20 protein-coding genes are annotated in these 26478 nt (G+C 40.9%); 9 read left to right on the forward strand and 11 right to left on the reverse strand.

All coding sequences use genetic code 11. The annotated features are described in order from the left end of the window. Positions 1-83 precede the first annotated feature (83 nt). Entirely contained in the window at positions 84-662 is a 579-nt protein-coding gene (locus FX988_RS08040; protein ID WP_160179148.1) for a PEP-CTERM sorting domain-containing protein, read from the forward strand. A 373-nt stretch (positions 663-1035) separates the two neighbouring features. On the opposite strand, the gene FX988_RS08045 is transcribed toward FX988_RS08040, so the two are convergent. Together FX988_RS08045 and FX988_RS08050 are read right to left on the reverse strand one after the other, a co-directional pair. Continuing rightward, positions 1036-1857, reverse strand: coding sequence for a polysaccharide pyruvyl transferase family protein (locus FX988_RS08045; RefSeq protein ID WP_160179149.1), 822 nt, complete (start codon positions 1855-1857; stop codon positions 1036-1038). A 617-nt stretch (positions 1858-2474) separates the two neighbouring features. Beyond that, entirely contained in the window at positions 2475-3389 is a 915-nt protein-coding gene (locus FX988_RS08050) for a sulfotransferase domain-containing protein (RefSeq protein ID WP_254700757.1), read from the reverse strand. A gap of 766 nt (positions 3390-4155) precedes the next feature. Here FX988_RS08050 and FX988_RS08055 point away from each other — a divergent pair. Further along, a complete protein-coding gene (locus tag FX988_RS08055; RefSeq protein ID WP_160179150.1) occupies positions 4156-4779 on the forward strand; it encodes a sulfotransferase family protein in 624 nt (207 codons plus the stop codon). 164 nt (positions 4780-4943) lie between these two features. After that, positions 4944-5624 (forward strand): WecB/TagA/CpsF family glycosyltransferase, encoded by a 681-nt coding sequence (locus FX988_RS08060; RefSeq protein WP_160179151.1) that lies wholly within the window; start codon positions 4944-4946, stop codon positions 5622-5624. A 131-nt stretch (positions 5625-5755) separates the two neighbouring features. On the opposite strand, the gene FX988_RS08065 is transcribed toward FX988_RS08060, so the two are convergent. Genes FX988_RS08065 through FX988_RS08090 form a run of 6 tightly spaced genes read right to left on the reverse strand, consistent with a single transcriptional unit; the run spans position 5756 to position 11515 of the window. Next, entirely contained in the window at positions 5756-6661 is a 906-nt protein-coding gene (locus tag FX988_RS08065) for a glycosyltransferase family 2 protein (RefSeq protein WP_160179152.1), read from the reverse strand. A gap of 26 nt (positions 6662-6687) precedes the next feature. After that, positions 6688-7458, reverse strand: a complete 771-nt coding sequence (locus FX988_RS08070; RefSeq protein WP_160179153.1) for a sulfotransferase family 2 domain-containing protein — start codon at positions 7456-7458, stop codon at positions 6688-6690. Positions 7459-7477: 19 nt separating this feature from the next. Next, positions 7478-8014 (reverse strand): serine acetyltransferase, encoded by a 537-nt coding sequence (locus FX988_RS08075; RefSeq protein ID WP_160179154.1) that lies wholly within the window; start codon positions 8012-8014, stop codon positions 7478-7480. Positions 8015-8023: 9 nt separating this feature from the next. Next, positions 8024-9289, reverse strand: a complete 1266-nt coding sequence (locus FX988_RS08080) for an O-antigen ligase family protein (RefSeq protein ID WP_160179155.1) — start codon at positions 9287-9289, stop codon at positions 8024-8026. Between the two features lie 9 nt (positions 9290-9298). Beyond that, entirely contained in the window at positions 9299-10420 is a 1122-nt protein-coding gene (locus FX988_RS08085; RefSeq protein WP_160179156.1) for a glycosyltransferase, read from the reverse strand. Positions 10421-10423: 3 nt separating this feature from the next. Then, complete coding sequence (locus FX988_RS08090) at positions 10424-11515, reverse strand: glycosyltransferase (protein ID WP_160179157.1); 1092 nt, start codon at positions 11513-11515, stop codon at positions 10424-10426. Positions 11516-13061: 1546 nt separating this feature from the next. On the opposite strand from FX988_RS08090, the gene FX988_RS08095 reads away from it, so the two are divergent. Next, complete coding sequence (locus tag FX988_RS08095; RefSeq protein ID WP_254700758.1) at positions 13062-13709, forward strand: hypothetical protein; 648 nt, start codon at positions 13062-13064, stop codon at positions 13707-13709. Between the two features lie 48 nt (positions 13710-13757). After that, positions 13758-14828 carry a glycosyltransferase gene (locus FX988_RS08100; RefSeq protein ID WP_160179159.1) on the forward strand — a complete coding sequence of 357 codons (1071 nt, stop codon included), beginning with the start codon at positions 13758-13760 and terminating at the stop codon, positions 14826-14828. 135 nt (positions 14829-14963) lie between these two features. On the opposite strand, the gene FX988_RS08105 is transcribed toward FX988_RS08100, so the two are convergent. Next, a complete protein-coding gene (locus FX988_RS08105; RefSeq protein ID WP_160179160.1) occupies positions 14964-16901 on the reverse strand; it encodes an acyltransferase family protein in 1938 nt (645 codons plus the stop codon). A gap of 537 nt (positions 16902-17438) precedes the next feature. Here FX988_RS08105 and FX988_RS08110 point away from each other — a divergent pair. Together FX988_RS08110 and FX988_RS08115 are read left to right on the forward strand one after the other, a co-directional pair. Then, positions 17439-18893: an oligosaccharide flippase family protein gene (locus FX988_RS08110; protein ID WP_160179161.1), complete on the forward strand. Its 1455-nt coding sequence runs from the start codon at positions 17439-17441 to the stop codon at positions 18891-18893. 46 nt (positions 18894-18939) lie between these two features. Continuing rightward, positions 18940-19758, forward strand: a complete 819-nt coding sequence (locus FX988_RS08115) for a polysaccharide pyruvyl transferase family protein (protein ID WP_160179162.1) — start codon at positions 18940-18942, stop codon at positions 19756-19758. A gap of 138 nt (positions 19759-19896) precedes the next feature. Here FX988_RS08115 and FX988_RS08120 read toward each other — a convergent pair whose 3' ends face one another. Both FX988_RS08120 and FX988_RS08125 read right to left on the reverse strand, forming a co-directional pair. Next, positions 19897-20532: a hypothetical protein gene (locus tag FX988_RS08120; RefSeq protein WP_160179163.1), complete on the reverse strand. Its 636-nt coding sequence runs from the start codon at positions 20530-20532 to the stop codon at positions 19897-19899. A 167-nt stretch (positions 20533-20699) separates the two neighbouring features. Further along, on the reverse strand, positions 20700-23267 hold the full coding sequence (locus FX988_RS08125; RefSeq protein WP_160179164.1) for a right-handed parallel beta-helix repeat-containing protein: 2568 nt from the start codon (positions 23265-23267) through the stop codon (positions 20700-20702). Positions 23268-23731: 464 nt separating this feature from the next. On the opposite strand from FX988_RS08125, the gene FX988_RS08130 reads away from it, so the two are divergent. Beyond that, complete coding sequence (locus FX988_RS08130) at positions 23732-24379, forward strand: transglutaminase-like cysteine peptidase (protein ID WP_160179165.1); 648 nt, start codon at positions 23732-23734, stop codon at positions 24377-24379. 21 nt (positions 24380-24400) lie between these two features. Then, complete coding sequence (locus FX988_RS08135) at positions 24401-26356, forward strand: EAL domain-containing protein (protein ID WP_160179166.1); 1956 nt, start codon at positions 24401-24403, stop codon at positions 26354-26356. Positions 26357-26478 lie beyond the last annotated feature (122 nt).

Below are 26478 nucleotides of genomic sequence, written 5' to 3' on the forward strand. Positions count from 1 at the left end.
GTCTAAGTTTCTCATCCCTTCCCTTTCATGAAGTGTAGTCACTCAGATATGCCATATTTTTAACTTAGTAGGAACACTAAAAAATGGATTTAAGAAGTATATTTACCCGTTTAGCGGCTGGTGCGTTTTTAACTGCCTCTGTAGTTGCAAATGCAGCAGTCATTACTGTTGATAACACAGATGCTGGCTTTACCTCTAGCGGCTTGAATTTCAGCACATATGAGTCAGGTTATTTCGGTGCAAATTACATGGCTGACACAAGAGACTCTGCAGGTGACTTTGGTCTGTGGGATCCAACAGGTAGCAGCGATTGGGTTGCTGGTATTTGGAAAGTGGAAATGCTGTGGACCTCAGGCCCTACACGTGCTGATAACGCTGCCGTAACCATCAACTCTGGTTCATCTACTGCTGATTTAGTGGTTAATCAATTACTAAACGGCACGGTTTGGAATGACCTAGGCGAATACAGCTTCGACCTTAGCGGCGCTTCAGTCATGATCGACGATAGCAACTCTACTGCAGGGCAAAACATTATTGCCGATGCTGTGCGTTTTACCTTCGTTTCTGCTAACCCTGCCGCACCGACAGACGTACCTGCTCCTGGCACATTGCTTGTTTTGCTTGGTGCAGCGGCTGCCGTTTTCAGATTGCGCCGTAAGTAAATCATTGCTGTGCGCCCCTAAGTTCGTACACAAATGATAAATATACAAACCAGCTAAATGAAGAATTTAGCTGGTTTTTATTTTATACACTCGGCACTACCACCTTCTACATCCTAAACTAAGCCCTTAGTTAGTCTCGCAATACTGGCAACCCTACATATGTTTATTAATTTGTGCGGCTTATATCGAGCCCACTTAAATTGTAAAAACAATTTTAAAACGCGACATTTTACTCACTTTTAACGAGATAGCATTTTCAAACAAGCGGCATTTACTACAAGACAGTAAATACCACCTTATAATAGTTGATATTTAATTATCAGCGGTTAGCGGCACGTTCTTTACACACACTCAATGTTATCTTTGCTCATCACTAGCCCCACAAATCATAAGGGAATGCGTCAACAAGGGCGTTTTGACGCGCTGTTAAATTTGGAATGGGCTGTGAGACTAAGGTCTTTGCTTCTTCTATATCACTAACACAATGATATGAATCTCGCCCTGTGCCAGAGTAATAATCTTGATATTTAAATTGCGTTTCACCACTCCCTGAATCAAGGAAGATGGCATTTCGACCGTAAGCCTCAGCGAGAATAACGCCGTGCAGGCTGGAACTAATAACGGTTTTGCCTTTTAAAATCGCTTTTATAAATTCACCCGGGTACAGTCGTGGTGACACCAAAAGTTCTTCGTAGCCGGCATAGAAATTCATATCATCATTTAGCTGAGGCACAATAACAAATTCTTGGGTGGGCCCTTCAGGACACATAAGCTGCTGCGGATAAAATAGCGGCGTTAATATAGCTGGGTCGCCGTACACCTCTGGGCACTCAATGCCCTTAGACATTAAATACTCTCGCGTTAATGGCCCGCGCACCGCTCTTACGTCTAATCTTTCGAAACGATGAATATCTTCTCTAACTTTACCGTTTCTGCCCGTGCCCCAAAGCACATCGTTGTTCTCTGCAAAATGCAGGACTGACCCTATTGATAATAACTTGTTGGAAGAATTGAGTTTGTCCAGTACAGATTTATTTTGTAAGTGCAGCATTTGTTGCACTGTGTCTAATGCCAAATAGTCTCCGATATTCGGAGCCTTGGTCTTGGGTTGCCAATAATAAGCAAGTGATTGAGCCTTGTTTTCAAACTCATTTTGATAACGTCTTTCATCGACTTTCTTTCTAAATAAATTCAACTTCCTACCCCTAATATTTAGCGCAAAGTCGGTTTCACGAAACTGTTCTCTTTGCGGTTAATTGCCATGACCTAAAAAATGATCCGTCGCCGTTTACGTTCGTCATATTCGGCACCGCACCTTGGGTAGAGCAAAGCATGTACCAGCTTTAATTTCGCCGTTTTGCTCAGAGTCACCCAAGGACTTTTTATCCTACTCAGTCCCCTAGAGACCTTATTCCACAAGGCCTAGTCATGGTAGTAAATTGCAATAATGGCTGAGGGTAACCGGAAGGCATTCACACCACACAGGGTGTAAATCTTACAAAATGGAAGTGAGTAGTCGGTAAAAGAAGACAATAGGCACCAGCGTTAAGCTTGCTAGTGCGAGGGGTATTTGCTGGCGCAGCAAATAGGTGAATATTCTGAGTATGCATTAGGTCCCGCTACGCCCTTAAGCTAATTTCATAGCGGCTACGCGTATTTCTTCGGCGTTCGATACACGCAGCCTAAAGGCATGATTTCGACTGATACAAGAGGGGGGCATCACCATCTCCTATATTGGCTCAAATAAATTATCGCGGGCAAAAACATGGTCATCAGGTAAGTGTTTTTTACAGATTGCCGGTAATTAGAGCATTAGATGGGCCAATCGCTGGGCTCACGGTAATAGGCTAACGCACTTGTTAAGTAACCTGCTCGCAGTGAGTTTATTTGTTCAGCCGATAGCTTAGTTTTCCATTTCTGTGCGGTAAGTTGCGAATTTCTTTGGGTTTGATAACCACTGCTTAAATCAGATTTCGAGTAACAGTATTGCTCAATGACCGAATCGAAGTTGTCTGGCAGGGCTACACCGCAATCTGTAAAAAGGTTGGCATACTGCTGCTTAGGGTCGCTCACTAACGCCTCGTACTGAATAATTTTGGCATGGTGATGTTGCGCGACCACCTCTACTGCCTCTGCCACAAAAGTACCGTATAGTTTTCCGAAGCGCCCCCACTCATCGAGCTCAGGCTCGTCCGTTAATAGTTCGCTATGCCGCTGCAACCAACCCCTTTCATGAAAACTTAAGGCGACCGCAGCAGGGTGGCGCAATAATAAGCACAAATACACGTTATACTGGGTGCAATAAAATTTGGCTGCGCCAGGGTTCACCTCTTTGATCAACAATTTTTGCTTGGTGTTTTTTGTAAAAGGCAAGAAGTCTCTTTTATTATCAATTACTCCCCTGTGTACTCTGGGTATTCCAGCGAACGCTTCGTCGGCCAATTTTTTGTATTTATCAAAATCGGAGTGACTATCTTCCACGTTAAAAACCGCTTGCTCCCCCCCCAGCCGTTTTAAGTAAGGCTGAGTGATAGGCTCTCGTAAATAGGCCAACTGTTTTGAAGTCGCCAGTATTTTTCCAGCCCACGAGGATCCACTTCGAGGATACGACAAAAGCAACACTGGCGGTGAGGCAAATTGTTTAGGCGTCATTCGCCTCAATAACCGTATCCCTTTAAGACTAGTGAGATCTTGTGCTTTCTCTACGTACTGCGTTACAACTCTCACATATACTCCTGTACAAATATTCACTTAGGGGTCACATAATGACAATTGAATTTCAATGTAAAAAAGCGAATGCGCTTTTCCCTTACTTATGACTGATCAACTAAATCACACATAGCCCTAGCCCGTTGTTTATGCGAAAGATATGCGAACTGTGTGCCAGCTATATCAACGAGTGATCTCACTTTGATACATGCGCAGTTTATAAAGGATTATGTTTGCAAATAAATGAAAACAGACTGCTAATCGTCTGTAAAAGCAGACGATTAGCACACGTCTTAGGCCCGCTAAAGCAAAGGATATTATTTGCTGATATCGCAAATGCGCATACCGACTAGCGATAGGTTGTGGCCAGTTTAGCCCGCAGTTTTCCCGTATTGACTAGAGCTCCTACCGCGCTCTTCGGCAATGACAGTCTCGCCCCGCGATAGTGCCAATGTCGCGCCATAGTAGTGCTAATTTCGCTCTGCGAGCGTGACGATTACGCCCCCTAACACTGCATGTACTCAAGCCAGTTTTTTGCTTGGTGCAGACCTTGCTTAGCTCTATGTAATAGATCATCTGTAATGGGCGAAGCGGTTGCCTCTAAGTAAAACACTAACCATTGAAAAAGCTCAACCAATACGGGGAATTAGCGTATTGCCTTGTTGAAACGCCGCAGCAATCGCGCTTGAAATTAGTGTCACTAACTTGCGTATTTATTGCTCACTTGGCACATCAAACGTAGATTTTTAAATTAAATGCATGAATCAAAAAGGGACTAGATAGAATGAATCAAAAGATATTTTGCGTTGGGTTAAACAAAACGGGTACCTCTTCGTTGCATCAAGCATTTATTATGTTAGGCATCAAGAGCGTGCATTATAGCGGTATAGAAAAAACCTGTATCAAAGACATTATTCAAAATAATTACCTTGAAGGGCACGATATACTTAAAGGTTTAGAGCATTATGAGGCGTTTTCAGATTGGGATTTAGGGCCGTCAACCGTCGACATTGTCAAAGAATTCGATAGGCAGTATCCGAACAGCAAATTTATACTCAACACTAGGGACATCGAAGGCTGGCTAGACAGCAGAGAAAAACACGTACGACGAAACCAAGAAAGAAAAAGAAAAGACCCCAGCGCTGACATCAACTGGCTCACCATCGACAGAGAAGGCTGGGCGGCACATTTCAATAACCATTACAATGAAGTAGCTAAGCACTTCGAGGGCAGAGAAAACGATCTACTAGTGTTCGACGTCACCCAGGGAGATGGTTGGGAAAAACTATGCCCGTTTTTAGCGTTACCTGTTCCCCCTACCCCATTTCCAAAACAGAATGTAGCTGCCCATAAAAAGTCTCTTTTCAGAAAAGTTTTGAGAAAACTCAAGAGAGTTTTGGCCATCTGAGTTGCTAAACCTATTTGAACGGAAATTTTATACAGTCATATGTCTATTGATACGGTTTTAAAAAACAAAACGCCTTATAGTTATAGTAAAGCGATAAATTTAAGTTAAAATACCATTAGTCGTTGGTATTTTGTATTTTTGGCATTAAAGGAAATAGCTTTATTATGCAACTTTCGTTCGTTGATATTAGTGAAAAAGGCAAAATTCATACCTTTCTAAATCCGTACTCTTATCTTCTCTTAAGAAATAATACAGAGCTGCTCAGAGCATTCGATAACGTACTGGTTGATGGGCAACTAATGGTTAGATTTTTATCTATCTTTGGCATTGCAAATGTACAGCGAAAAAGCTTTGACATGACGTCCCTTGCACCTATTGTCTTCGGTAACGCAGAGCTTACGCGAGAAAAAGTATTTTTAGTTGGTACAACTCCGGATGCGATAGAAGTAGCAGTAGTTAAATTGAAACACGAGTATCCGAAGTTAAATATTGTTGGCTATCATCATGGATACTTGGATAAAGAAGAAGATGCAAAGGATGTTATTAATTCTATTAATTCACTAGCTGCGAACACCGTGATAGTGGGGATGGGAGCGCCTAGACAAGAGCGATTTTTATTAAAGTTAAAAAAAACGGGTTGGCAAGGTACCGGCTTTACATGTGGTGGTTTTTTCCATCAAACTTCAACTAAAATTAATTATTACCCTAAATGGATAGATAAATTCAATTTACGCTGGGCATATCGTATTTATGACGAACCTAAATTATTTACTAGATATTTCATATTATATCCTTGGGCTATTTGTCTAATGATTTTGGATTTCAAAATTAAAAAAAATAAATGAAATTAAAACTATTCTAGATTTTTCTGAAATTACATATCTTTATGTTTATGCTGGCATATAACATTAATGTTAAATTAATAATGTTTGCTAATTTTCAGTATCAACAAAATATGAGGCGCTGGAAATTAGCGTTAGACAAACGGTTTAAAAGTTCCGAATAGCTTGCAATATAGTGCTAGCATTATATATTTTGTTGTTAAGACTTTATGTCCAGAAAGTTTACGAGCGTCGTTAAAAACCATAAGAAAGCCTTTTGCATTATTAGTTCTAAAAGCAAGATTCATAAACTCACCAAGATTAACAAGCCAAATTGATTTCACGTCATTCTCGCTTACAGGCTCAAGATCAAGTAATTCAGTTACTAGTTCAAGCCGATACTTATAGTTTTTCATACCTTTAGAAGTTAAATTTCCTTGCTCATTAATTTTGTTTACTGTAATTAGGGGGAGCGTATGAACTTCACCTTCCTTAGCAAGTTTTGCCCATAATAATCGGTCTTCTCCTAGTTTCAGCGAAGGATTAAATCCTCCAACTTTTTTAATAATTTCAGTTTTTGCTAGTACAGACGAAGTGGCATTTACGGCATTAGATTTCAAAAATTCAGTAAAAACGTTTCCATTCTTAACATTTTTAACGTTAATTTTTTTTGAGCCTTGCCAATCAATACATGCAAAGCTATCGATCAGTGTTGCTAGGGGATTACTATTAGCCAACTCAATTTGCTTAGCTAGCTTACAGTCATCTATCCAGAGATCATCTGCGTCTAAAAAAGCAACCCAAAGCTTTTCTGTATTGTTTATTGCTGTATTGCGCGCGACGGCAGGGCCTGCATTATCTTGATAAATATAATTTATCAAGGAAAAATACCTCGAACTCATAATGACCGCTTCTGTATCGTCGGTGGAGCCGTCATTAACAATTATAACTTCCCCTGGCAAAGGGGATTGCTTGAAAACCCTATCTAAAGTATTGATTATCGTCGCCGAACAATTAAAAGCTGGTATAACAACAGCGATATCGCTAGTTTTGTATTTCATCGCATTTTCTCTATACTAACTTCGCATTAGAAATTATATTTAAAATAGGTAACATCTTTTTTATACCGTTTAGCAATCAACGCCTTAGTAGCATCATTATATTTATCACGATAGCTAAGAGGGTCTTTCTGATTGAGATTTAATTCGGGTAACTTATTCGGTCCAACATTTATCTTACTTCCGACTATCGAAAAATCATCACTTAAATTTTCAATTTTTCCTATGAAATTGAATTCCTCAACATATTTTTCTCCACCGAGAAGTTCGTATTGCGACATCCAGTGACGATCCGCGTGTTCATCGCTCCCTTCCTCAGAACATAGCCATTCAACAAATTTATCAAAAGGCATATCCGGCTTCAGCCCCTCATAACGACTAATTATTGTAATGTCACAAAATTTAAGTTGATTAGAAATTTTATCTAGCCAACAAGAATATGCTCTCGCCCAAGGGTTTCTTACGAAACTAAACCAATATGCAGACACGATATCGTCGTTCTCTGAAATAATATTGTTTAAACTTGAATGTAAAACTAAAGCATCTCTTTCATCATATTTTTCGAAATAACTTAAAATACTGCGTGTAGCAACCTTTGGAATTGCGACATATAGGTACCCCTTATTTTTCGATAAAACTTTTTCGCCCGTCAAGTCTGCTTGTGGCATCTTTCCTAGTCTAAGTAAATTTCTGATGTGATATAAAAAATTCTTTAAACCCTTTAAAGCGATAGGCTTCTCACGAAACAAATAAAAAAACTTATTAACTAACCGTTTATACTTCCATGGTATCTTTGCCATATTAGAAACCTATCTCCCCTTACTTATTTAATTTTTTAGCTGGAACACCAACCAAAGTTATATCATTCCCAGTAAAACTTTTGTTAACAACAGCGTTAGCTCCTATTTTAACATTGTCACCTAATATTATTCCTCCAAATAACTTTGCACCAGGTGCTATATAACAGTTGTTACCTAGGACTGGCGCTTTTGTACTATCACTATAATCAGCTCCAATATTAACACCTATGTGTATTTTGCAGTTTTCACCAATTTTTGCTCTTGAATTCACTACAATATTACCGTAGTGAGGTAACATCAAACCTGCTCCAAAAACATTCATAGGGATACTAAATCCCAATTTTTTTCCTATACTTTTATACCTAAACTTCACATATAGTTTATAAGCTTTCCAGAATGTTCCCCGCTTAGTATTATGAATATACTCAGCGTAGCGCAGTGCTCTTAAGAAGCGCCAAATATCATTAAAAATATATTCTTTTAAATTAATATTAAAGGTGCCATTTTCAGCATCCATCTGTTTATATCGTAAGTAATCACTTTTACTATTAATCATAAAATCCTATTAATGAGCAACGTTTGTGTTATTTGTACGCTGTACAAGTGAAATCGAAGCAACAAAAGAAATAATGGTATAAATAAGCATGTCAGCACTATTGTGATTCATAATGACAAAGCCAATGTAATTAACGATGCATTGCATCAAAATAATGGCTAACAAAGCAGCTAACAACGCGTTTTTATCACTGACGATGTAGCCTTGCACTAAATCTTTAACGATTTTAAGGGTAAGAATAATGACAAGCCCTAAACCGACTTTTCCGCCATATAACATGACTTCGTAATAACCACTGTGGGCATTGCCTATGTAACTCCAGCGTTCCACAAAGCTGGTTACCGCATCACTGACCCAAAATGCCCCAAAGCCGTAACCCAAAGTGCTTTCGGCTTCAATGGACTCATCAAGCAAACTCCAGATAATAGTTCGATTGGTTAACGTTGGGTCTCGCCCTAAAAGCTCAAGCAAAAATGCATAAAGGTAAGACACAGCCACGGCTGCCGCCACCAATAGAAAGGTAATAATGATCACCCGTCTCAAATTCATATTAGGGCTATGTGAGCGCATGATTTTAAACAGCGTGATTAAGCCCACACCGGCAAAGACCATCACAATCGCTGTTGCTGAGTTGGCAAAAATTAGACAAATACTGAATACGGCCAGCATAATTTTATGGTTGCGCCTATGGTAATACCCCAGGCCAACTAAAATTAAAATGCCGTAAGCGTACAAGCGGGCGCCACCGTTCTTATCACTCATAATACCTATAAACATATTGGCCCTGTCACCTTCACCATGACCGCCCAGCGCATTACTTGGTGAAATCACAAGATAAATCAGCCCCATCACCGCTACCACAAATAACGTCTTGGCGATAAAATACATTAAGGATTCAGCATCAAAGTGCGACACCACACAGAAGCCTGCGACAACAAGCGTAATGAAAGCAATACTGCGCCGCAAAGTAATACCTGGCTCGTATGACCAATACATAGATGCCAAGAAGAAAGCAATTATCACCCACCACCATAAACTTTTGATGAGCATAGAAAACAGTAGTTTTTTTTCAACTTTAAGTAATAAGTACACCCCCGACAGCAACAACAGGATACCTATCACTTGCTTTGCCGCGTTACCTGACGCATTCGCACTCATTAAATCACCTGTGCCACCACCGCTTAATAAGCGTGAAGTAAAGGTAAGAAAACCGCAATAATAGAATACAGTGGTGAATAAATACGCACGTTTTAGGGTATCGAGGGTGATTTTCATAGTAGCGACTTACTTCACGTGAGCATGAGCAAAAATGAGCTGGCGGTACTCATTGGCAGAATTTTCGGCACTGAAACGCGTCACCGCATCGGTAATTCTATTGCGGTTATCTGGGGTATTTTCACTGGCGAGCTCAGTAGCCATGGTTTGCGCTAATGCCGAGACGTTTTTGTACTCGACTAAGGGGGCGACTGAACCACCATCAAGTATTTCCAGTGGCCCAGAGGGGCAATCAAACGCAACCACTCTACAGCCTACAGACATGGCTTCAACCAAGACATTTGGGCTGCCTTCAAAACGTGAAGACAACACGAATAAATCGGCTCGTTTTATTTCCGCAATGGGGTTGTCAGTGTAGCCCGCTAAGTCAACTGACTGACTGATATGGTGTTGCTCGATTTTGCGCTGAAGTTCAGGGCGTAATTCACCTTCGCCGAAAATAACTAAACGTGCATCCGTTTCTTTTGCCACATTCGCAAAGGCATCAATCAGCATATCAAAACCTTTTTGGTCAGATAGCCGCCCTACGGCAACCACAATTTTGCCCGTTTTATTCATTAACCAAGGGTGTTTGGCGTTTTGAGTAGCTGCATGGCGTGTTTCTTGGGTAATAACTGGGTTAGACGCCGTGCACACATCTTTTTGGCGTACAACCGAACATGCCACTAGATCGTCAGCCACCCCTTTTGAAACCGCAATAACCGGATTAGGTATAAAGCGGTAAATAAAAGGTGCGATAGCGTAGGTCGTTTTCATTACCAGCCCACTATTGACCTTTCTGTCTAGTGAAAAGGTGTTGCGTTCGCTGACCGATAACCGCGACAACCAGCCCAAACTAGCACAAACCACACTGGTAATAACGTTAACATGGGTCAACGCAGCTAAGATACCATCAGGGTTTGACGCCTTTAAATGCTTTCGTAATGGGGAAAACGCAGATAAGGTTCTGGCTGAGTTTAATTCAACCAACGTGACTAGTTCACTTAAAAAGGGCTTGTTCACGCCGCCTGCAGTAAGCAGGATCATTTCTACGTTATCACCCTTTTCAGCTAATTGATTCGCTAGGCGCACCATCATTTTTTCGGCACCACCACCACGCAGATCATGTAAAACAATACTGATTTTCGCCATTATTTATCCACTAAATTCATTGATATAGCGACGGGCAACACTCTGGTATTCAAACGCGCTGACACTTTGCGCAATCTCTTTGCCGCGCAGTTGTTCATACTGAATGATGGCGTCAGCCAGTTTATAGACGTTATTTGCTTCCACTAAAAAGCCATTGCTGCCGTTTTCAATCAACTCTGAGGGCCCAGTGGGGCAATCAAAGGCAATCACCGGCGTATTAAGATACATGGCTTCTACCAGGGCTGTTGGCATGCCTTCATGGCGAGATGACAAGATAAAGGCTTGAGCATGGCGAATGATGTAATACGGGTTGTCGGTAAACCCATAGAATTCTACATATTCTTGCACATTTAACGATTCAGCCAATCGGTTTAGCTCGTCTAACTGTTCGCCGATGCCAACAATGATAAGCTTGGGTAAGCGACTGTTTTTGGTACGAGCCTTGGCATATGCCTGAATAAGCATATCGAAGCCTTTTTGCTCCACTAACCGCCCTACTGCACAAAAATAATCAGATGAAATAAAGTTGTCGGTATTGGTTTGCGATTTCTCGATAACTTGCTTGTCTACTACGGCATTGGGGATAAATTCAACATGCTTTCTACCTAATCTGATATTGCGCAATAGCTCTTGTTGCAATGAGCCAGACACGGTCACTATTGCTCCGCCCGTCAGAGAGTAGAAGTTGTACAGTAATTTTATCTTAGCAGGTGAAAGCTTTTGGTCGCTCACATCAAACGCACAATGCCTTGTGTACACCACTGATAATGACGGGAATCTGACCGCACAAAAAGCAGCAAGTATGTTCGCCGTTTCGGTTGCAGCTATGATGACATCAATCTTTTGCGCCTTAATATGGGCAAACAAATGACGTAGCTTTTTAATAAACCCTTCAGTTTGATTGGGGTGCGTGGCCGTTTTTGATTCTATAAGTTTATCGTAGCCGGCTTTTTTATCGCCTTTAATATCGTATACATAAAACTCCGAAGTGATTCCTTCGCTTGCTAACGCGTTTGACAAATTTAAATGAACCCGCTCAACTCCGCCCGATAAGGCAAACCACTTGTGTAAAAACAGCACCTTTTTAAGACCCACATTTATTCCCTAAACAAAGTATCGATGTTTTGACAGCGCAATATACAGCATGAGGTTTAGTCGTGATATATCACTATAAAATATTTTTGGTTCATTCGTTACTATGAAAAACCAGCCTTAAGCAAGCTTTTGAAAAAATCTATTTTTGTTTGGCTACTCGCAGCCAATCAATACGAGATTAAATCACGAACAGCATACTTAGCTTCACAACACGACTAAACGACACTGCTTGAGTGAATCAGCCTAAAATTAGATGCTCATAAAAGTCGACTCTGTACCCAGAAAGCGACACCCTAATACGATCACATAAAGATCTATTATCCAACTAACTCCGATTATTCCCCCTGCTTCACAGAATTAAATTAAAGGGAACATACGAGCTATGAAAGCTATATTAAAGCTAGCCCTCATGTAATTCCATTGTTATACAATTACAGCTAGCAGTTTATCGTGGTTCGCTGACACGTATTAGGTTTAATCAAAGCAAAAACAACACCAAGTTTTAATAACTAAACATCCAAGCTAAAATTCAAACTAACTCGCGAGAAAATACACATATAATCATTATAGGGCTCACTGGTTTAGACTTTATGACACTGTGGTCATATGACCGTCTCCATCGCTGTACACAACTTACATATATATAATTAAATCTAATTTACAGTGGATATAATCTTAAGAGGGGCTAAAACCCTATACACTCGGCGTTTAAGTTGCAACTAATATTACTTATATCCACGTATCAAATACCATAAGTGTTTTAATCTCTTGTTGCTATCGCTTATACCTTAGCGAGTCGCCCAGTTTAAGCATCAAAAAAATTTAATCATAAAGTCGATGAAATATACTGGGCACAACTGTATGATCGTCTTCGTTCAACGTGCTTAGGGTAGATATTGAAGTATATCCAAATAGTACGATGCCGTTTAACTTAAGTAAGCGAGTTTCCAAGCAACAGATGGTTTAACCAAAATAGGGTCAATATTTGATGTACGTCGTAAAAGGTTGTCATAAACGGCATTACAAGGATTTCAATTGAGTCAAGGCCATAATATGGAGCTTTACATAGTACTCTTACCATTTATATGCATTAAGGTATTTCAGCCTTGTCGAGAAATGCAAGTATGGCGTAATCATTGCTTTTAAGTGCATCATTTTCGTTGACAATATTGCAGTTAAAAAACCGCTGACACATTAAGAGCAGAGAAAGTATTACACAATGCAAAACCCCAAAGCTACTAAACGTATAAATATTTTCCCTATATTTCGAGGTGACAATGAGTACTTATTAAACTTGTCACTTATACTGGAAAGTAAGTTTAATGATGTGAAATTTGTCGGTTTCTCACCTAAAACTTTGTTGAGAATGGTGTTAAAAAGAGAGAGATCTGACGTTTTAATATTAAACTGGTTTGAAGATTACCCTTGTTTAAAAAAAGGTTTTTTGCCAGAGGCAGTGGAAACATTAAGATTTATTTTTGGCATGGCCCTATACAACTTATGCTATAAAAAAATAATTTGGGTTCGCCATAATTACAAGCCTCACTTGGAACATAGTCAACTATGTTATCGAGTGATGTGCTGGGTTATCGGCTTTTTCAGTGACGACATAGTTACACATCGAGCGATAGAAGAGTTCAGATCTGTGGTTATTCCTCATCCCCTTTATAAAAAAACTGACTCTAACACAGTCGCACCATTCGATTATTTTATATTCGGCAATGTCAAACCCTATAAAAATATTCCAATGATTCTTCGTAATTGGGCCCCAGACAGAGAGCTTAAAATCATTGGTAAGTGCAAAAACGAAGCGCTTACCAATGAAATTAACACGTTGATCAAAAGTGGATTGCCTAAAGTCAGCTACGAAAACCGCTTTATGGAAGTGGAAGAGTTAAACGAGCTATTGTCGAGTGTTACGTTTGCTATTCTGGGGCATGAAGAAGATGCCATGATCGTAAGTGGAACCTTTTATCACGCTATTTCCTATGGTGCGAATGTCATTTTAATGGATTCTGAATATGGCCGAAGCGTTAAAGAAGAGTTTCCTTTAGTGCACCTAGTCGCGAATTTTGGGGACGAGGCATTGTCTGCTCTTACTCCATTCCCACGGGAAGACATTATTGCTTTAGCCAACCACACGTATGCAGATTCAGTGATAGCACAGCAATGGCACAACCTTATTGAATGTTAAAATTCAACAATACACTCGCAATTAATATTGAGTACTTAGTTTATTATTATGAAAAAACTGTCTGTGTTGTCTTATCACCCTAACCGATGTTCAGGCTTTGGTGGTATCGAAAACCTAGTTAGGTCAATTAAACGTTCGGTAGAGCAAAGCGACATCACTTTCTACGAGTTGTATAACAGAGAGCCACCAGTAGAGGAAATCGCCCTAGCGTGCAGTAAATTTGACATTAAAAAGCCGCTTATGTTTGACGCTGGATTTTTAGCAACCTTCAATAAAGCGTGGGTGTTCTATCGTCACGTCATGCGTGAAAAATATGACATAGTGATCACTTATCATCCTGCAAATCTACTGTTTTTTTTACTTACAAAACGCAAACCTAAAATAGTATTAGTGCAGTCAAATAGCGTCGAGAAATTGTTTCAAGGGCGAATATTAAAAGCGCTAGCCCAGAAGATTCTGGACAGAGTTGACGCCATGACGCTCTATACCTCTTTTGACCAACACGCCTTGTCTAAACGCTTTGCGGTTAATGACCAGAAGATGTTTATTATTCCCAGAGCATGTAAGTTACCTAGCGCCGCTCCACGACAACATCATGACAACAGACTTGTGACCATATGTAGAATTTCTGAGAATCAAAAGAATTTCACCGCTATGGTTGAGATTATGGCTCAGGCTCCTGAATTGACGTTAGATATATACGGTGCGGGCTCTGCTGAGGAAGTTAGGGAATTAGAGCGAAAGATTTCTGCACACCCTAACATTCAGTTTAAGGGTAAAACAAACGATGTGGCAGCGACACTTTCACAGTACAGTGTGTTCATTATGACATCTTTCTATGAAGGTTATGGGCAATCACTTATCGAAGCACGAAGCCAAGGGTTACCCATAGTATTGTTTAATACATTTGATGCCGCACAGTCTGTTGTTGTTGATGGTAAAAATGGTTTTCTCATCGAGCCATTCGATCAAACTTCATTCAGAGACAGCATACGAAAAATATTGGAAAGTGACGCGTTATACAAACAAATGTCATTAGAAAGCGTTGCCTTATCTGCCACGACTGACCCACAATCCATCCAAGATAAATGGTTAGCCTTGTTTAAGTCATTCCAATAAGATTAAAACCCTTCCCCTATTACGAAAACGCGCAAGTTGCTAGCAACTTGCGCGTTCTAGAAAATACCCTTTGCACCGAATGAGCACAAAGACATTCGCTCATGGTGCAGCGTTCCCTTGGAGTACTAGAGAAGCTTATTCACCTTCTACGTTGAGGCGGGTATCGCTAGGCTCTGGTAAACCCAGCGCTTCTTCTAATTTTGCGGCCATGGATTGCACAATATAAACACTCGCTGCATTTGAAAGATGCGCCCTATCTCTGACCATTATTTCGTTATCGCGATATATCAGACATTTTCCTTTTTTACACAACAAGTCTTGGGGGCTAAAGACGTTTTTATCTGGTAATAGTGCCTTAATTTGTTCAGATGCCTCAACCCCATATTCTGGCGCTAATAGGTAATCTGCCGGTGCTTTTGACGACGTCGCCAAGCGCATACCAAGAAATGCCGGATTTTGTACAGGGTAAATAGGAACTTGATTAACAATAAATACTTTTTTGTTCCATTCTGTCAGCGTATTGAAGGTGCTCTGCACACTCGACAAATCGATATCTGGGTCTTCAACTTTAAAAGCCCACGCCCAATTGCCTGCCAGAATTAAGCGGCTAATATCATGCTTATCGATTAACTCTTTGACGAACTCATTATTGACTCGACATTGCGGGTTACGTGGAATATCTGTATCAAAAAGGGGCGAACAACCTGCACTTGCATACAGCGCAATATTAACATTTAGCACTTGCTGGATGGTTTTTAGGCCGCCAATTAAGTGAAACGCATGGGAGTCTCCCCACAATAAGATCGTGTCCGTTGCCCCCGGCGTCTTCATGACACAAGTATCGTAACGCCAGCTGTCATAGTAAAACTGATCTTCTTTGATAAAGCAGTCGGCGAAGCCACTTTTTTTGTGAGAGTCTTTTAGGTTGGCTTGCTCGACGAACTCAGGGAAGCGACTTTTAAAACCATCGCCTTTCCACACCATCACACCCAGTACAAAAATAACAGCGCTAAAAGCAATAGACGTTGAATACACCTTTAGCGGCTTTAGTGTATTCCCCCGTTTTAGCCTAAATGGCCCTTCTAAGTATTTGCATGACAAATGACTTATGCCGTAAGTGACAAGAAGAAGTAACAAGGTATCCCACCAAACAAGCTCTCTGATGATCCAGTAACCGTAAAACACCACTATGGGCCAATGCCATAGGTACATGGAATAGGAAATCTTGCCAGTAAACTGCATAAACCTAAGCTTCAGAAAGCGGCCAATCCATTGGTTCTGATCGTTTGCCCAAATAAGCAATGCCGTGCCTAAACAAGACGGAACCGCCGCCCAACCAGGGAAGAGACTTTCTTTATTTAAGATAAAAATGGGGCTAATCAGCAACACCAAACCCAACACACTCAACCAACTGGCAGCTTTTGCATTAGGCACAATGTTTTCTTTGAATGCGATAGCAACAATGGAGCCAGCTAATAGCTCCCAAAATCGAAAGGGTGATAAATAGAATACAGTGCTTGCCGACGTATCAATATACCAAATTGAAGCCACAAAAGAGCTTGCGAACAACGCGGCGACAGACCAATAAAAAACACGTTTACCTGCTTTATAACTGGCCCAAACAACCACTGGGAAAATTAAATAAAACTGCTCTTCGACGGCCAGTGACCATGTGTGTAATAGTGGGCTTAATTCAGATGAGCCTTGAAAATAATCACTGCTTAACCAGAAAAACACATTCGACAGATAAGCTATCGCCGCAATAGCGCTGCGCCCAAATTCTCGAAACTCATCAGGCATGAAAATAAAATACGCCGCAAGAAACGAAGCAAGAATCGTCGCGAAGAGCGCCGGGAATAGTCGTCTAATGCGCTTCTCGTAAAATCCGAGGAAACTGATTGATTGCTGTTCCGCGTCTTTCATTAAAATAGACGTGATAAGGAAACCTGAGATAACAAAAAATATATCAACCCCTGCGTAACCACCTGACATCCCAGTTACGCCGAAATGGAATAGGACCACCGCAAGTACAGCTAACGCTCTTAAACCATCAATATCTTGACGATGCTTCATAATAATCCGATTTCATTCATCCATTTGGCGCATGATAATAAGAGTTATCTGCACACCATGCAATACACTCTAGGCTTTGTATTTTAAACTTTTGGTAAATCTATCTTTATCGCTGATTTAACCAAGAATCGGTCGCTAAATTATTATATTATGCGCCCCGCATTGAACATTTTGCACCTAATAATCTGCAAGATACGCGTATTATTTCGCCATCTTGAATTGGGTAACGCGCATTTATCAGACGCCCCTTTAAATAACGCAAACTGCCTGCCGGGTAATGTCATGATTTTGATATAAAAAATCATTACAATGCGTCGGTCACTTACGTTATGCAATAATCGCAGGTAAAAATAAACCGTGTAAATTTGCAAATTAATGTTGGCACTATTAATGCCTGTACTGGCATGATCGGATCACAATATAAAGCGAAGCTTGACCGTTCTCGCGAGTGAAAATTACTAAAAACAGATGAACAAGTATTTGGACGAATGCTCATCAGAGCATTTAGGATGAAAGGATTAAAATGAGAGTGAGTAAATGTCGTTAAAGAAACAAGCCGCTAAAGGAGGACTGTGGCTCTCAATCACACGAACCGGTATCAGTGTTATTGATTTTCTCGTGTTTGTTTATTTAGCGCGTATTCTTAGTCTTGAAGATTTTGGTTTAGTCGCTTTTTGTATGTTGTTTATTGAGTTCGCTAACGTTTCAATCAATGCTGGTGTTAACCAAAATATCGTACAGCGTAAAACCTGGGATGAACAATACGCGTCCAGCACTATGGTGTATGTTGTCGGTTTAGCTTTTTTAGTCGCTTCAGGTTTAGTTTTCATAGGCGCGCCGATTGCCTATTTCACCTATTCTCATATAGCGGCTTTCGTTTTTATGAGTCTTGCGCCCATAACCATATTGTTGAGCCTACAAGTAGTGTTTAACGGTAAATTAGTGAGAGATTTTAAAAACAAGCAAATGGGCTACGCTAAGCTGATCGCCTCGATTCTTTCCGCTATCGTGATCATCACTCTAGCCGAGTTAGAATATGGACTGTGGTCGTTGGTCGTTGGTCGTTTGGTACTTGCCAGTTTAGAACTAGTATTTTTTTCACTTATCGCTGAGTTCCGCCCAAAGTTTTATTTCAACAAAGAAGATAAAAAGGAGCTGAGAGAGTTTTGCTTGCCACTTTTGGGGGCGGCAGTATTATCTATGGTCAATCAAAAGTGTGTTTCGCTGTTCACAGGTTTAGTGTTAGGTCCAGCTAATTTCGCGTTACTAAACGCCGCTAAACGTGGCGAAACCATGATAAATCAAATCACGATGGGCTCTATTAACTCCATGGTTGTACCTGCTTTTTCGCGAGTGGAAGAAGGAACGAATTTAGGAGACCTATATATAAAATTAGTGGTCATTACAGCGACCATTGTCATGCCCATGTTCATGGGGCTTGCAGCTATTGCCGATCCGTTTGTCACGATTATATTCGGAGAAAAGTTTAGCGATAGTGCTGTTTTCATGAGCATTTCGGCTTTTGTTATGTTTCCCGCAATTATCGGTTGGTTTTTACCCACTCTACTCGTATCACAAGGTAAAACGGCTGATGCGTTTAAATTAACCATAATAAGCGTAACTAATAGCGTAATTGTTGCTGGGTGTACCATTTGGTTTGGTATAACAACAATGCTCATAGGCATTGTTGTTTCGAATTTTTTAGTACTGCCTATGCGATTTAAAATAGTCAAAAAACACGTTAGCATTGATATTAAAAAATTAGCATTCTGTATCTTACCTTCCTACCTTTGCGCTCTGGCTATGTTTGTTTGCATTATGTTTTTTAAAAATATTTTAGAACCAGTAATCGCTAACCAAGTTATTTTATTAATATTATTGATATTGATCGGCTGTGTTAGCTACCCAGCTTTCGGCTTTATGTTTTTCTATAAGCACACTAATGAGCAATTACGCGTGGCGAAGGGAATGTTTTTAAAGAATAAAAAGTAGCAGGAAATAATTACTTAAAGTTAATCGTTTTAGGAGAAACATATTCGTGAACATATTTAGTAGTAAGTCAAATGACAGATATTACCAGAATAAAATTGATAAGCAGGCGAGAAACTTGGCTTACTTTTGGCAACCGAAGACTGAAGCCCCAAATATTGGGGATTATTTGGCGTTAGATATCGTGCAGCAAATGCTTCATTTGAAAAACCGGTTCGTATTAGACAAAATAAACAAGAAAAGCAAATTAATTTCAATTGGTTCTGTTTTGCACTTCGCACAGAATGGAGATGTTTTATGGGGCACTGGGCGCAACGGTAAGGTGGACGAAAAAATGCACACTTACTCATCACTAGATGTGAGAAGTGTTCGTGGTCCTTTGACTCGAGATTATCTTTTATCCAAAAACATATCATGTCCCGAAGTGTATGGAGATCCTGCGATATTGGCTCCTTTGTTTTATCCAGAGCAATTAATGTGCCCAAACGGTGCCTCTCAAGAATTCGTAATTGTTCCTCAACTCAATGACGATATAAAGTTTTACAAAGGATATGAAGATTTAATCGTAAGTCCAAGAATGTATCCAGGTGAATTTATTAAGGAAATCCTTAAAGCTAAGACAGTAATCAGTTCGAGTTTGCATGGAATAATACTAGCTGAAGCATATGGTAGAAATGCATTATTCTTAGACTCTGGTAGTGGTGAAACACGCTTTAAGTATGACGATTATTATCAGGGAACTGGGCGTTCAAGCTATCAAGCTACAATAAGCATCGAGGAGGCAAAAACATTGCGTTCTGAACCTATTCCTGACTTAGCTATTAGACAAAAAGCATTAGTCGAGGTCTTCCCGTATGAACTATGGTAGATTTAGTTAAAAAGGAAATTGATTGCTTCCTCTATTTGAAGCTATTGTTAGGCTACTCGCTTAAAATTGCGATTAGCCTTAAAGTAGTTCGCTAAACGGGCAAGACAAACTTGGTTTATGGCGCGATGTTGCGCTCACTTACAATCGAGTAGATTTACACTTAGACATACCCAAGAAAAGAAGCACGCACATTACGAGAAGAAATAGTTTGGGTTCGCTTACGTTTATCGCTCTGACTAGTTGTACACTAAAATCGCTAGCTGAAAAGTCCGCCGAATGACGACTATTATCAGAATATATCCCAGCTGCAGGCTCACTATCGGTGTAATATGCTCCTGCTGAGCGATACGCTCCGTCGTTATCCAAGTCATTGCCAAACATTATGTTTGAAATACCACCGAACGCATTCTGGCTGACACCAAAGATAGCGACTAAATTCTGATAATCATCCACTGATATGAAGTCGCTTACTTCGCTGTTTTCGTCTTGAGCACTGTGCCAGTCAATTCCAGAAATAAAATGACTATACATGCCTATCATCTCGTCACTCGAGGCGAGTCGCCAACCAGCTTCACTGTATGATGTTAAAGCTTGATTGATAGACACACCCGCGAGGGTGTCCCAGCGCGTCCAATTTAGTCCGTTGCCTGTAATGATATTGGTGGAGGTATCGAGAGAGAAATCATTTCGAGTAATCAACGCTCCGTGGGCGAAATGGGACATACACACGACAGAGAAAATGCACACATATTTAACCCAGATTATCATTTTCATAAACAGTCCTTATTGATGGTAAACGAGTCATCTTTAATGGTGTTCCTGTTAGCAGACAATTTCACTGAATAAGTAGCGAAAAACAGCCCCATAGCAACACATTAAGTCTCAATGCATTTCAAATATAGGATCTATCGCTTAAATCACCAAATTTTAGCCCTGCTTTATCATTCGCTCCACTTCCCCACTCGAATTACTGAGTTAATGTCACTCTGCTGGATTGCCTTAGGCTCAATAAACCTGAGATTTTTAAAGGATACTTGTGAAGCTTTACTGGCCGGTTTGTCATCGTCCATAACCAATACTAGTCGGTCGAACGTTTCAATATTTAAGCTGCCAACAGGGATACTTAAGGTTTCAAACTCGTCAATAGTAGTGTATTTAAACGTATCGTTTGACCATTTCTGGCTACCGGCAAATTTATACACATTAGCACTTGTTAATGCGTTGTCGTTTTCAAATGCGATACCCACTATTTCCCCAAAACCGTTGTTTTTTACCTCAAGCTCTAACACGGTTTCAGGTGTTAACACCACATACACAGGTACACTCTTCCATGTATTACCATAGAGCGTAATAGCGCCCCCATTGTCACTAATTTGGTAATCGCCGTCTTTGTCTTGGGTATCAAATGATTTAATTGGAAGGTGTTCAAAATTGATTGTAAATTCTGACGTTGTTTCATCTACAGAAGCATTGGTATTAGCCAAGGTATTTTGCATCAAATTTGAAGTTTGAGAAAAATTGGGAATGAAAAATTGCTGCTCAAGCTCTAGATTGAAACTGGCTCCTGAATCCTTGATTTGTTCGGCAATATCTGTCTGTTCTGACCAAGGGTGATAAAAATTCTCCCCTATATTGGCGAGAACAGTTGGTGCACTGATACGGGTATTAAATATAAGGTTATTGGTGAATTTGGAACCACTGAATTGTTCTATATCATAAATCCCCTGCCCCATTTTACTCCAGTATTTATCGTGAATGAGCACGTTGTTTTTTACATTCGCCCAAAATGTATAATCCCCATTAAACCCTGCAGCCGCTATCCCATTACTGTTTGTCACGACTAAGTTTTCAAAAATATTCACAATACCAGCTGGCGTAGACATTAAGCCACCAAGTTTTATCGCCGCCCATGCTTTTTGACGTTCGTCCCCTAGGTTATGAATATAATTATTAAATATATAACTTGGCCCCAACATGTTGGGTATGGCACTTATTCCGCAATACCCCTGCTCTATTTCATTGTTGTAAAACAGTACGTTACTTTGCCCACCGTCGAGTTCAATGATGTCGTCGTTGGCATAACCAAGGTAATTGCTATAAATAGCTGAGTCTCTGAGGAAGCCGCCCCAAGCCCGAGCATTTGCACGACTTTCAATGACGTCATTAAATCTATGCTTGTCACTGCCGTAAAAGCGGTTGTTGCGTACAATGTATTGCCCTCGATATTCTTCAACTGAATGTCGAGCTGCTAACAACAAGGCACTTGGGCCATAGGGATGACCATACCCCCAATGATTGGCTTTTTCATTTGGGCTGTGTATTTCGCAATTTTCAATGGTCACCACACCAGTTTCTTGCAGAAAAATGCCAGAGTCATAGTTTATCGCCTTGGTGCTTTCTGTATTCTCATACGCGACACCATCACGCATTTCTCCCGCGATTCTGCCAAACTCAGAGATGTTACAGCCGTCAATCCACACGTGATGTGCCTTCTTAGCGCTAATGCCGTAAAGGCGACCTCCTTTGACGTTTATATTCTCAAATTTAACGTAGCTCTGACTGCCAATATCAATGGCGGCGTTGTCCCCTTCTGATGCGATAATCTCTACTCCATCGCCTTTGATTAGCGCCCATCCATCTTCAGAACCTTGAATGCCCAAAGCAGTTAAATTAAGTTGCCCCCCTTTGTATATATCAGCAAGGGAATAGACTTTTTCTGGATCAATTGGTGGCGAATTTGGTCTTGTACGAAAGGAATACAACTTCTCATCGACCACCTCGTTCTCTTTAATGAATTGCAGTTTTACATCGTATTCGGTCTGCGCGGCTAAATGCACAATTGAACCCGACATAGCCCCTTGGATTGGTTCCCACTGCAATGATAGAGCGGGTAACCATTGCGTTGTCGAATTGGGTTTAAACCACACCCGTGTATTGGTCTCTTCAGTTTGGTTGTATACCGTTAAGCTGGCCGAATGGATGAGCGGAACAATGCGGTAATCTAGGTTACTCGACGCTGTTGCTGGGAAGATTCTTGCGGGGTCTAAGCCAGCCAATAGCGCTGCGGACTCTAGGGTCGCACTTTTTATCGCTGAATCAGCATAAAGCTGCTCTACAATGCGATACGCATCTATAGGATAAAGTTGTAGTGCAAGTGTGACCCATTCTTTAGTTTGTGTTGCATGGCTTTCACTTAAGTCAACAATTGCCTGCGTCACACTTTGAGAATGCATTGTTTGCAGCAGGAGTGCAGCAACATTCTGTTTATGTTTAATGAGGAAACGGTTAGATTTTTTAACTGAATAGGCTGGGTTGTCTAACAGTTTGATTATCTCTGAGCGGCTGGAGAGTTGCTGCGCCTTGACTTCCTGAATAAGAAAACTGCCGATTTGATCTATTGCTGATATTTTCTGTGGGGCATGAAAGTGCGAGCAACCTAGCACGTTGATAACAAAGAACATGGCGAACAAGCTTCTACCGCACCACGTTGTCTTATCTATCTGATACATAATCAATTATCCTCTTGCCGTTTAAATACATATACCAACTAAAGCTAACAGGGCTTGAATACATTTATAGAAACCAGCACCCAATTATCGAAAACAGTTGAGGGTAATAATTCTATCCATTATAAACCATACACAACGTTATAGTAGCTGGAAAAGGTATGAAATAAACCACTAATCATCTTTGCCAAATACCTCAGAGCTAACGTCATAAGTAATATCAACAACTTCGTGCTTGATTCGACTTCGATGAAGCAACTAAATAAGAATACTTTGCTAATCATCAATCAGCTAGCATACTATTGATAATCATGGCTAAATTAGCCTATGGTAGAGAAATATGCCTATTTCAATCGTAGCCTTGCTTTACGTGATGACCTGTTTGATCGAATCAATGAAATACTCATACGGCTCAATCACCACACAATAACCTGCAATAAAAACAAATAAAGGATCCCATTTCGTTCATGCGTTTTTTTGGCTATTTCTTTACAACAGTGTTGATTGTTTTTATGTTGCGCGCAGCAGCGGACAGCAACATTGTGTTCAATGACGCCCTATTTAAGAAAGTGCGAAACCAGTATGACGACGATGCCCTAGAACGCGTGAGAGACTGGCAGCAATTGCTAAGCACAAGCCACAACTTACCCATAGATGAAAAACTTTATCAGGTTAACAACTTTTTTAATGAGCTTGAGTTTGTCGATGACATTGATCATTGGGGGAAAGATGATTATTGGGCAACACCCGTAGAGTTTTTAGCCACTGAGGGTGGTGATTGCGAAGACTTTGTTATTGCTAAGTATTTCAGTTTAAAAGAATTAGGCGTACCCGCGGAAAAATTGCGCCTAATGTACGTTACCGCCACCCGCCTGCGTCAGGCACACATGGTGCTGGCCTATTATGAAGAAGCCAACTCAGTACCCTTGGTACTCGACAACATCAACAGACGAGTTTTACCTGCCTCTCGACGACGGGACTTATTACCCGTTTACAGCTTTAATGGTGACGGCCTATGGCTGGCTAAAGAGCAAGGTCGCGGGCAAAAAGTACAACAAGGAGGCAATAACAATTTATGGAACGATTTAAACAAACGAATGCAATTGGGCGATTAAAAATGCTTAAGGAAACCGACCATGCCACTGTCTAGACAATTAAGCTTGAGCCTACTGGCTGTGCTGATCCTCGTTTTTATCGGCACTTTGTGGATCAACGCGAATAACACCCGAGATTTTGTTGCTCAGCAACTTGCTTCACACGCGCAAGACACCGCTACCTCACTTGGCCTCTCGATTGCCCCTTATACGGCCACCCCAGATGACTTGCCCGTGGTCGATACCATGATGAATGCTATTTTTGACCGTGGCTTTTATCAAAGCATGATCTTACGAGATGCAAAGCGCAATGTACTGATTGAAAAACACAACCCTGATTCCGTGGAGGGGGTGCCCTTATGGTTTCGTAACCTATTACCTCTTAACCCGCCTGAAAGCACAACTGATGTAAATGATGGCTGGACAATGGCAGGAACCTTGACAGTCAAAAGCCATCCTGGGTTTGGCTACCAACAATTATGGCAAAATGCGCTACAAGCGTTTTGGATGATTTTAGCCGTGTTTATCGGCGCACTTACATTGTTATACGCCTTAGTAAAGATGATCACCACGCCATTATTAGCTGTGGTTAAGCAGGCCGATGCCATCAGTAAACAACAATTCGAGCAAATTGGCCTCATTCCACGTACCCCTGAGTTAAAGCGCATAGTGTTAGCGGTCAACCGCATGTCAGCGCAATTAGCCAAGCTCTTTAACCAACTATCGAGCCAAGCCGAGCGTTACCGTGATTTTGCCTACAAAGATCTACTGACTGGCGTGGCCAACAGGCGCGCGTTTGAGCTCGCGTTCGAACAGTTACTGGCTGACAGTGAACAACACGCCCAAGGGTATTTACTGCTTGTGCGCTTAACCAGTTTAAATGAAGTAAACAGTAATTTGGGGTATCAGGCGGGTGACGAATACGTCAAATTGGTGAGTCAGGAACTGTGCACTGTGCTCACCCATTCACAATTAAATGGTGACGTATACCGAATGTCAGGGGCTGATTTTGTATTGCTACTAGAAGATACCGAACAACAAACGTGTATTGCTTTTACGCAACGCATAATTTCACAACTCAACGCCATTGAAAAAAGCGAATATCGTTTAGGTACCGCCCATGTGGGTGTGGGTTCGTTTAATTTTGGTGACTCTCGCACCGACGTGTTAGAACGAGCCGACAATGCGTTATCCGGGGCCAGTGCTACCACCGACAGATGGCAGCTTGCCCGGCAAGAAGACCTGCACCATAGCAATACCGAATGGCGAACTCAGCTAAATACTATTTTACAACAGAATCACGCAGACTTTGTCGCCCAGCCGATTGAAACTCGTCAAGGTGACACGCTATATAATGAGTGGTTTGCACGCTTTAATGCAGACGCTGTAACAGGTAACAGTGAGCAGGCGCAGCGCTATTTACCAATGGGCCAATTAGTACCTGCTTCAGTCAGGCTTAACTATGCGCAAAAACTCGATGAGTTATTAATCGCCAGTGCACTCAAACAGTTGACTACGCAAACCCATGCCATTGGCTTAAATGTGTCCCGCTTGTCCCTAAGCCAAACGAGTTTTCATCAGTGGTTAATCAATGCCCTTCCTCAAGAACGAACTGCCTGTGCAAAGCTGGTGCTGGAAATACCAGAGCGAGCTTTAGTCAATGGCACAGACGATCTTACTCACCTCATCGCTGTGTTGAAAGCTCGCGGGGTAAGGATCACAGTTGAGCGATTTGGAGCACAATTAGCCGCGATTACCCATTTACGCAAAATAAAGCCAGATTATTTGAAACTGGATGGGCGCTTCGTGCGTAATATTCATAACGAGCCAGATAATCAGTTGTTTGTACAATCGTTAGTCAATATTGCCCATGGGCTAAATATTCAAGTCATCGCTGAAATGGTCGAAGATGAAGCAGAGGCACGATGCTTGCTTGATTTATTTGTCGATCATTTACAGGGTTACCATATAGGTATACCAACTGATACCAAAGTATGAAGCGCGAATAAATTCAGGGTAAAGCACGTTATTTTATGACTTAAGTATTGGGTTAAAGCCAAGTAACCCATTAAATATAAAGCATAAATGGTCAGTTAACACTTACTTAACGGGCAATTAAC

Origin of the sequence: Paraglaciecola mesophila (genome assembly GCF_009906955.1) — a bacterium.
In the GTDB taxonomy this organism is placed as follows: Bacteria; Pseudomonadota; Gammaproteobacteria; order Enterobacterales; family Alteromonadaceae; genus Paraglaciecola; species Paraglaciecola mesophila_A.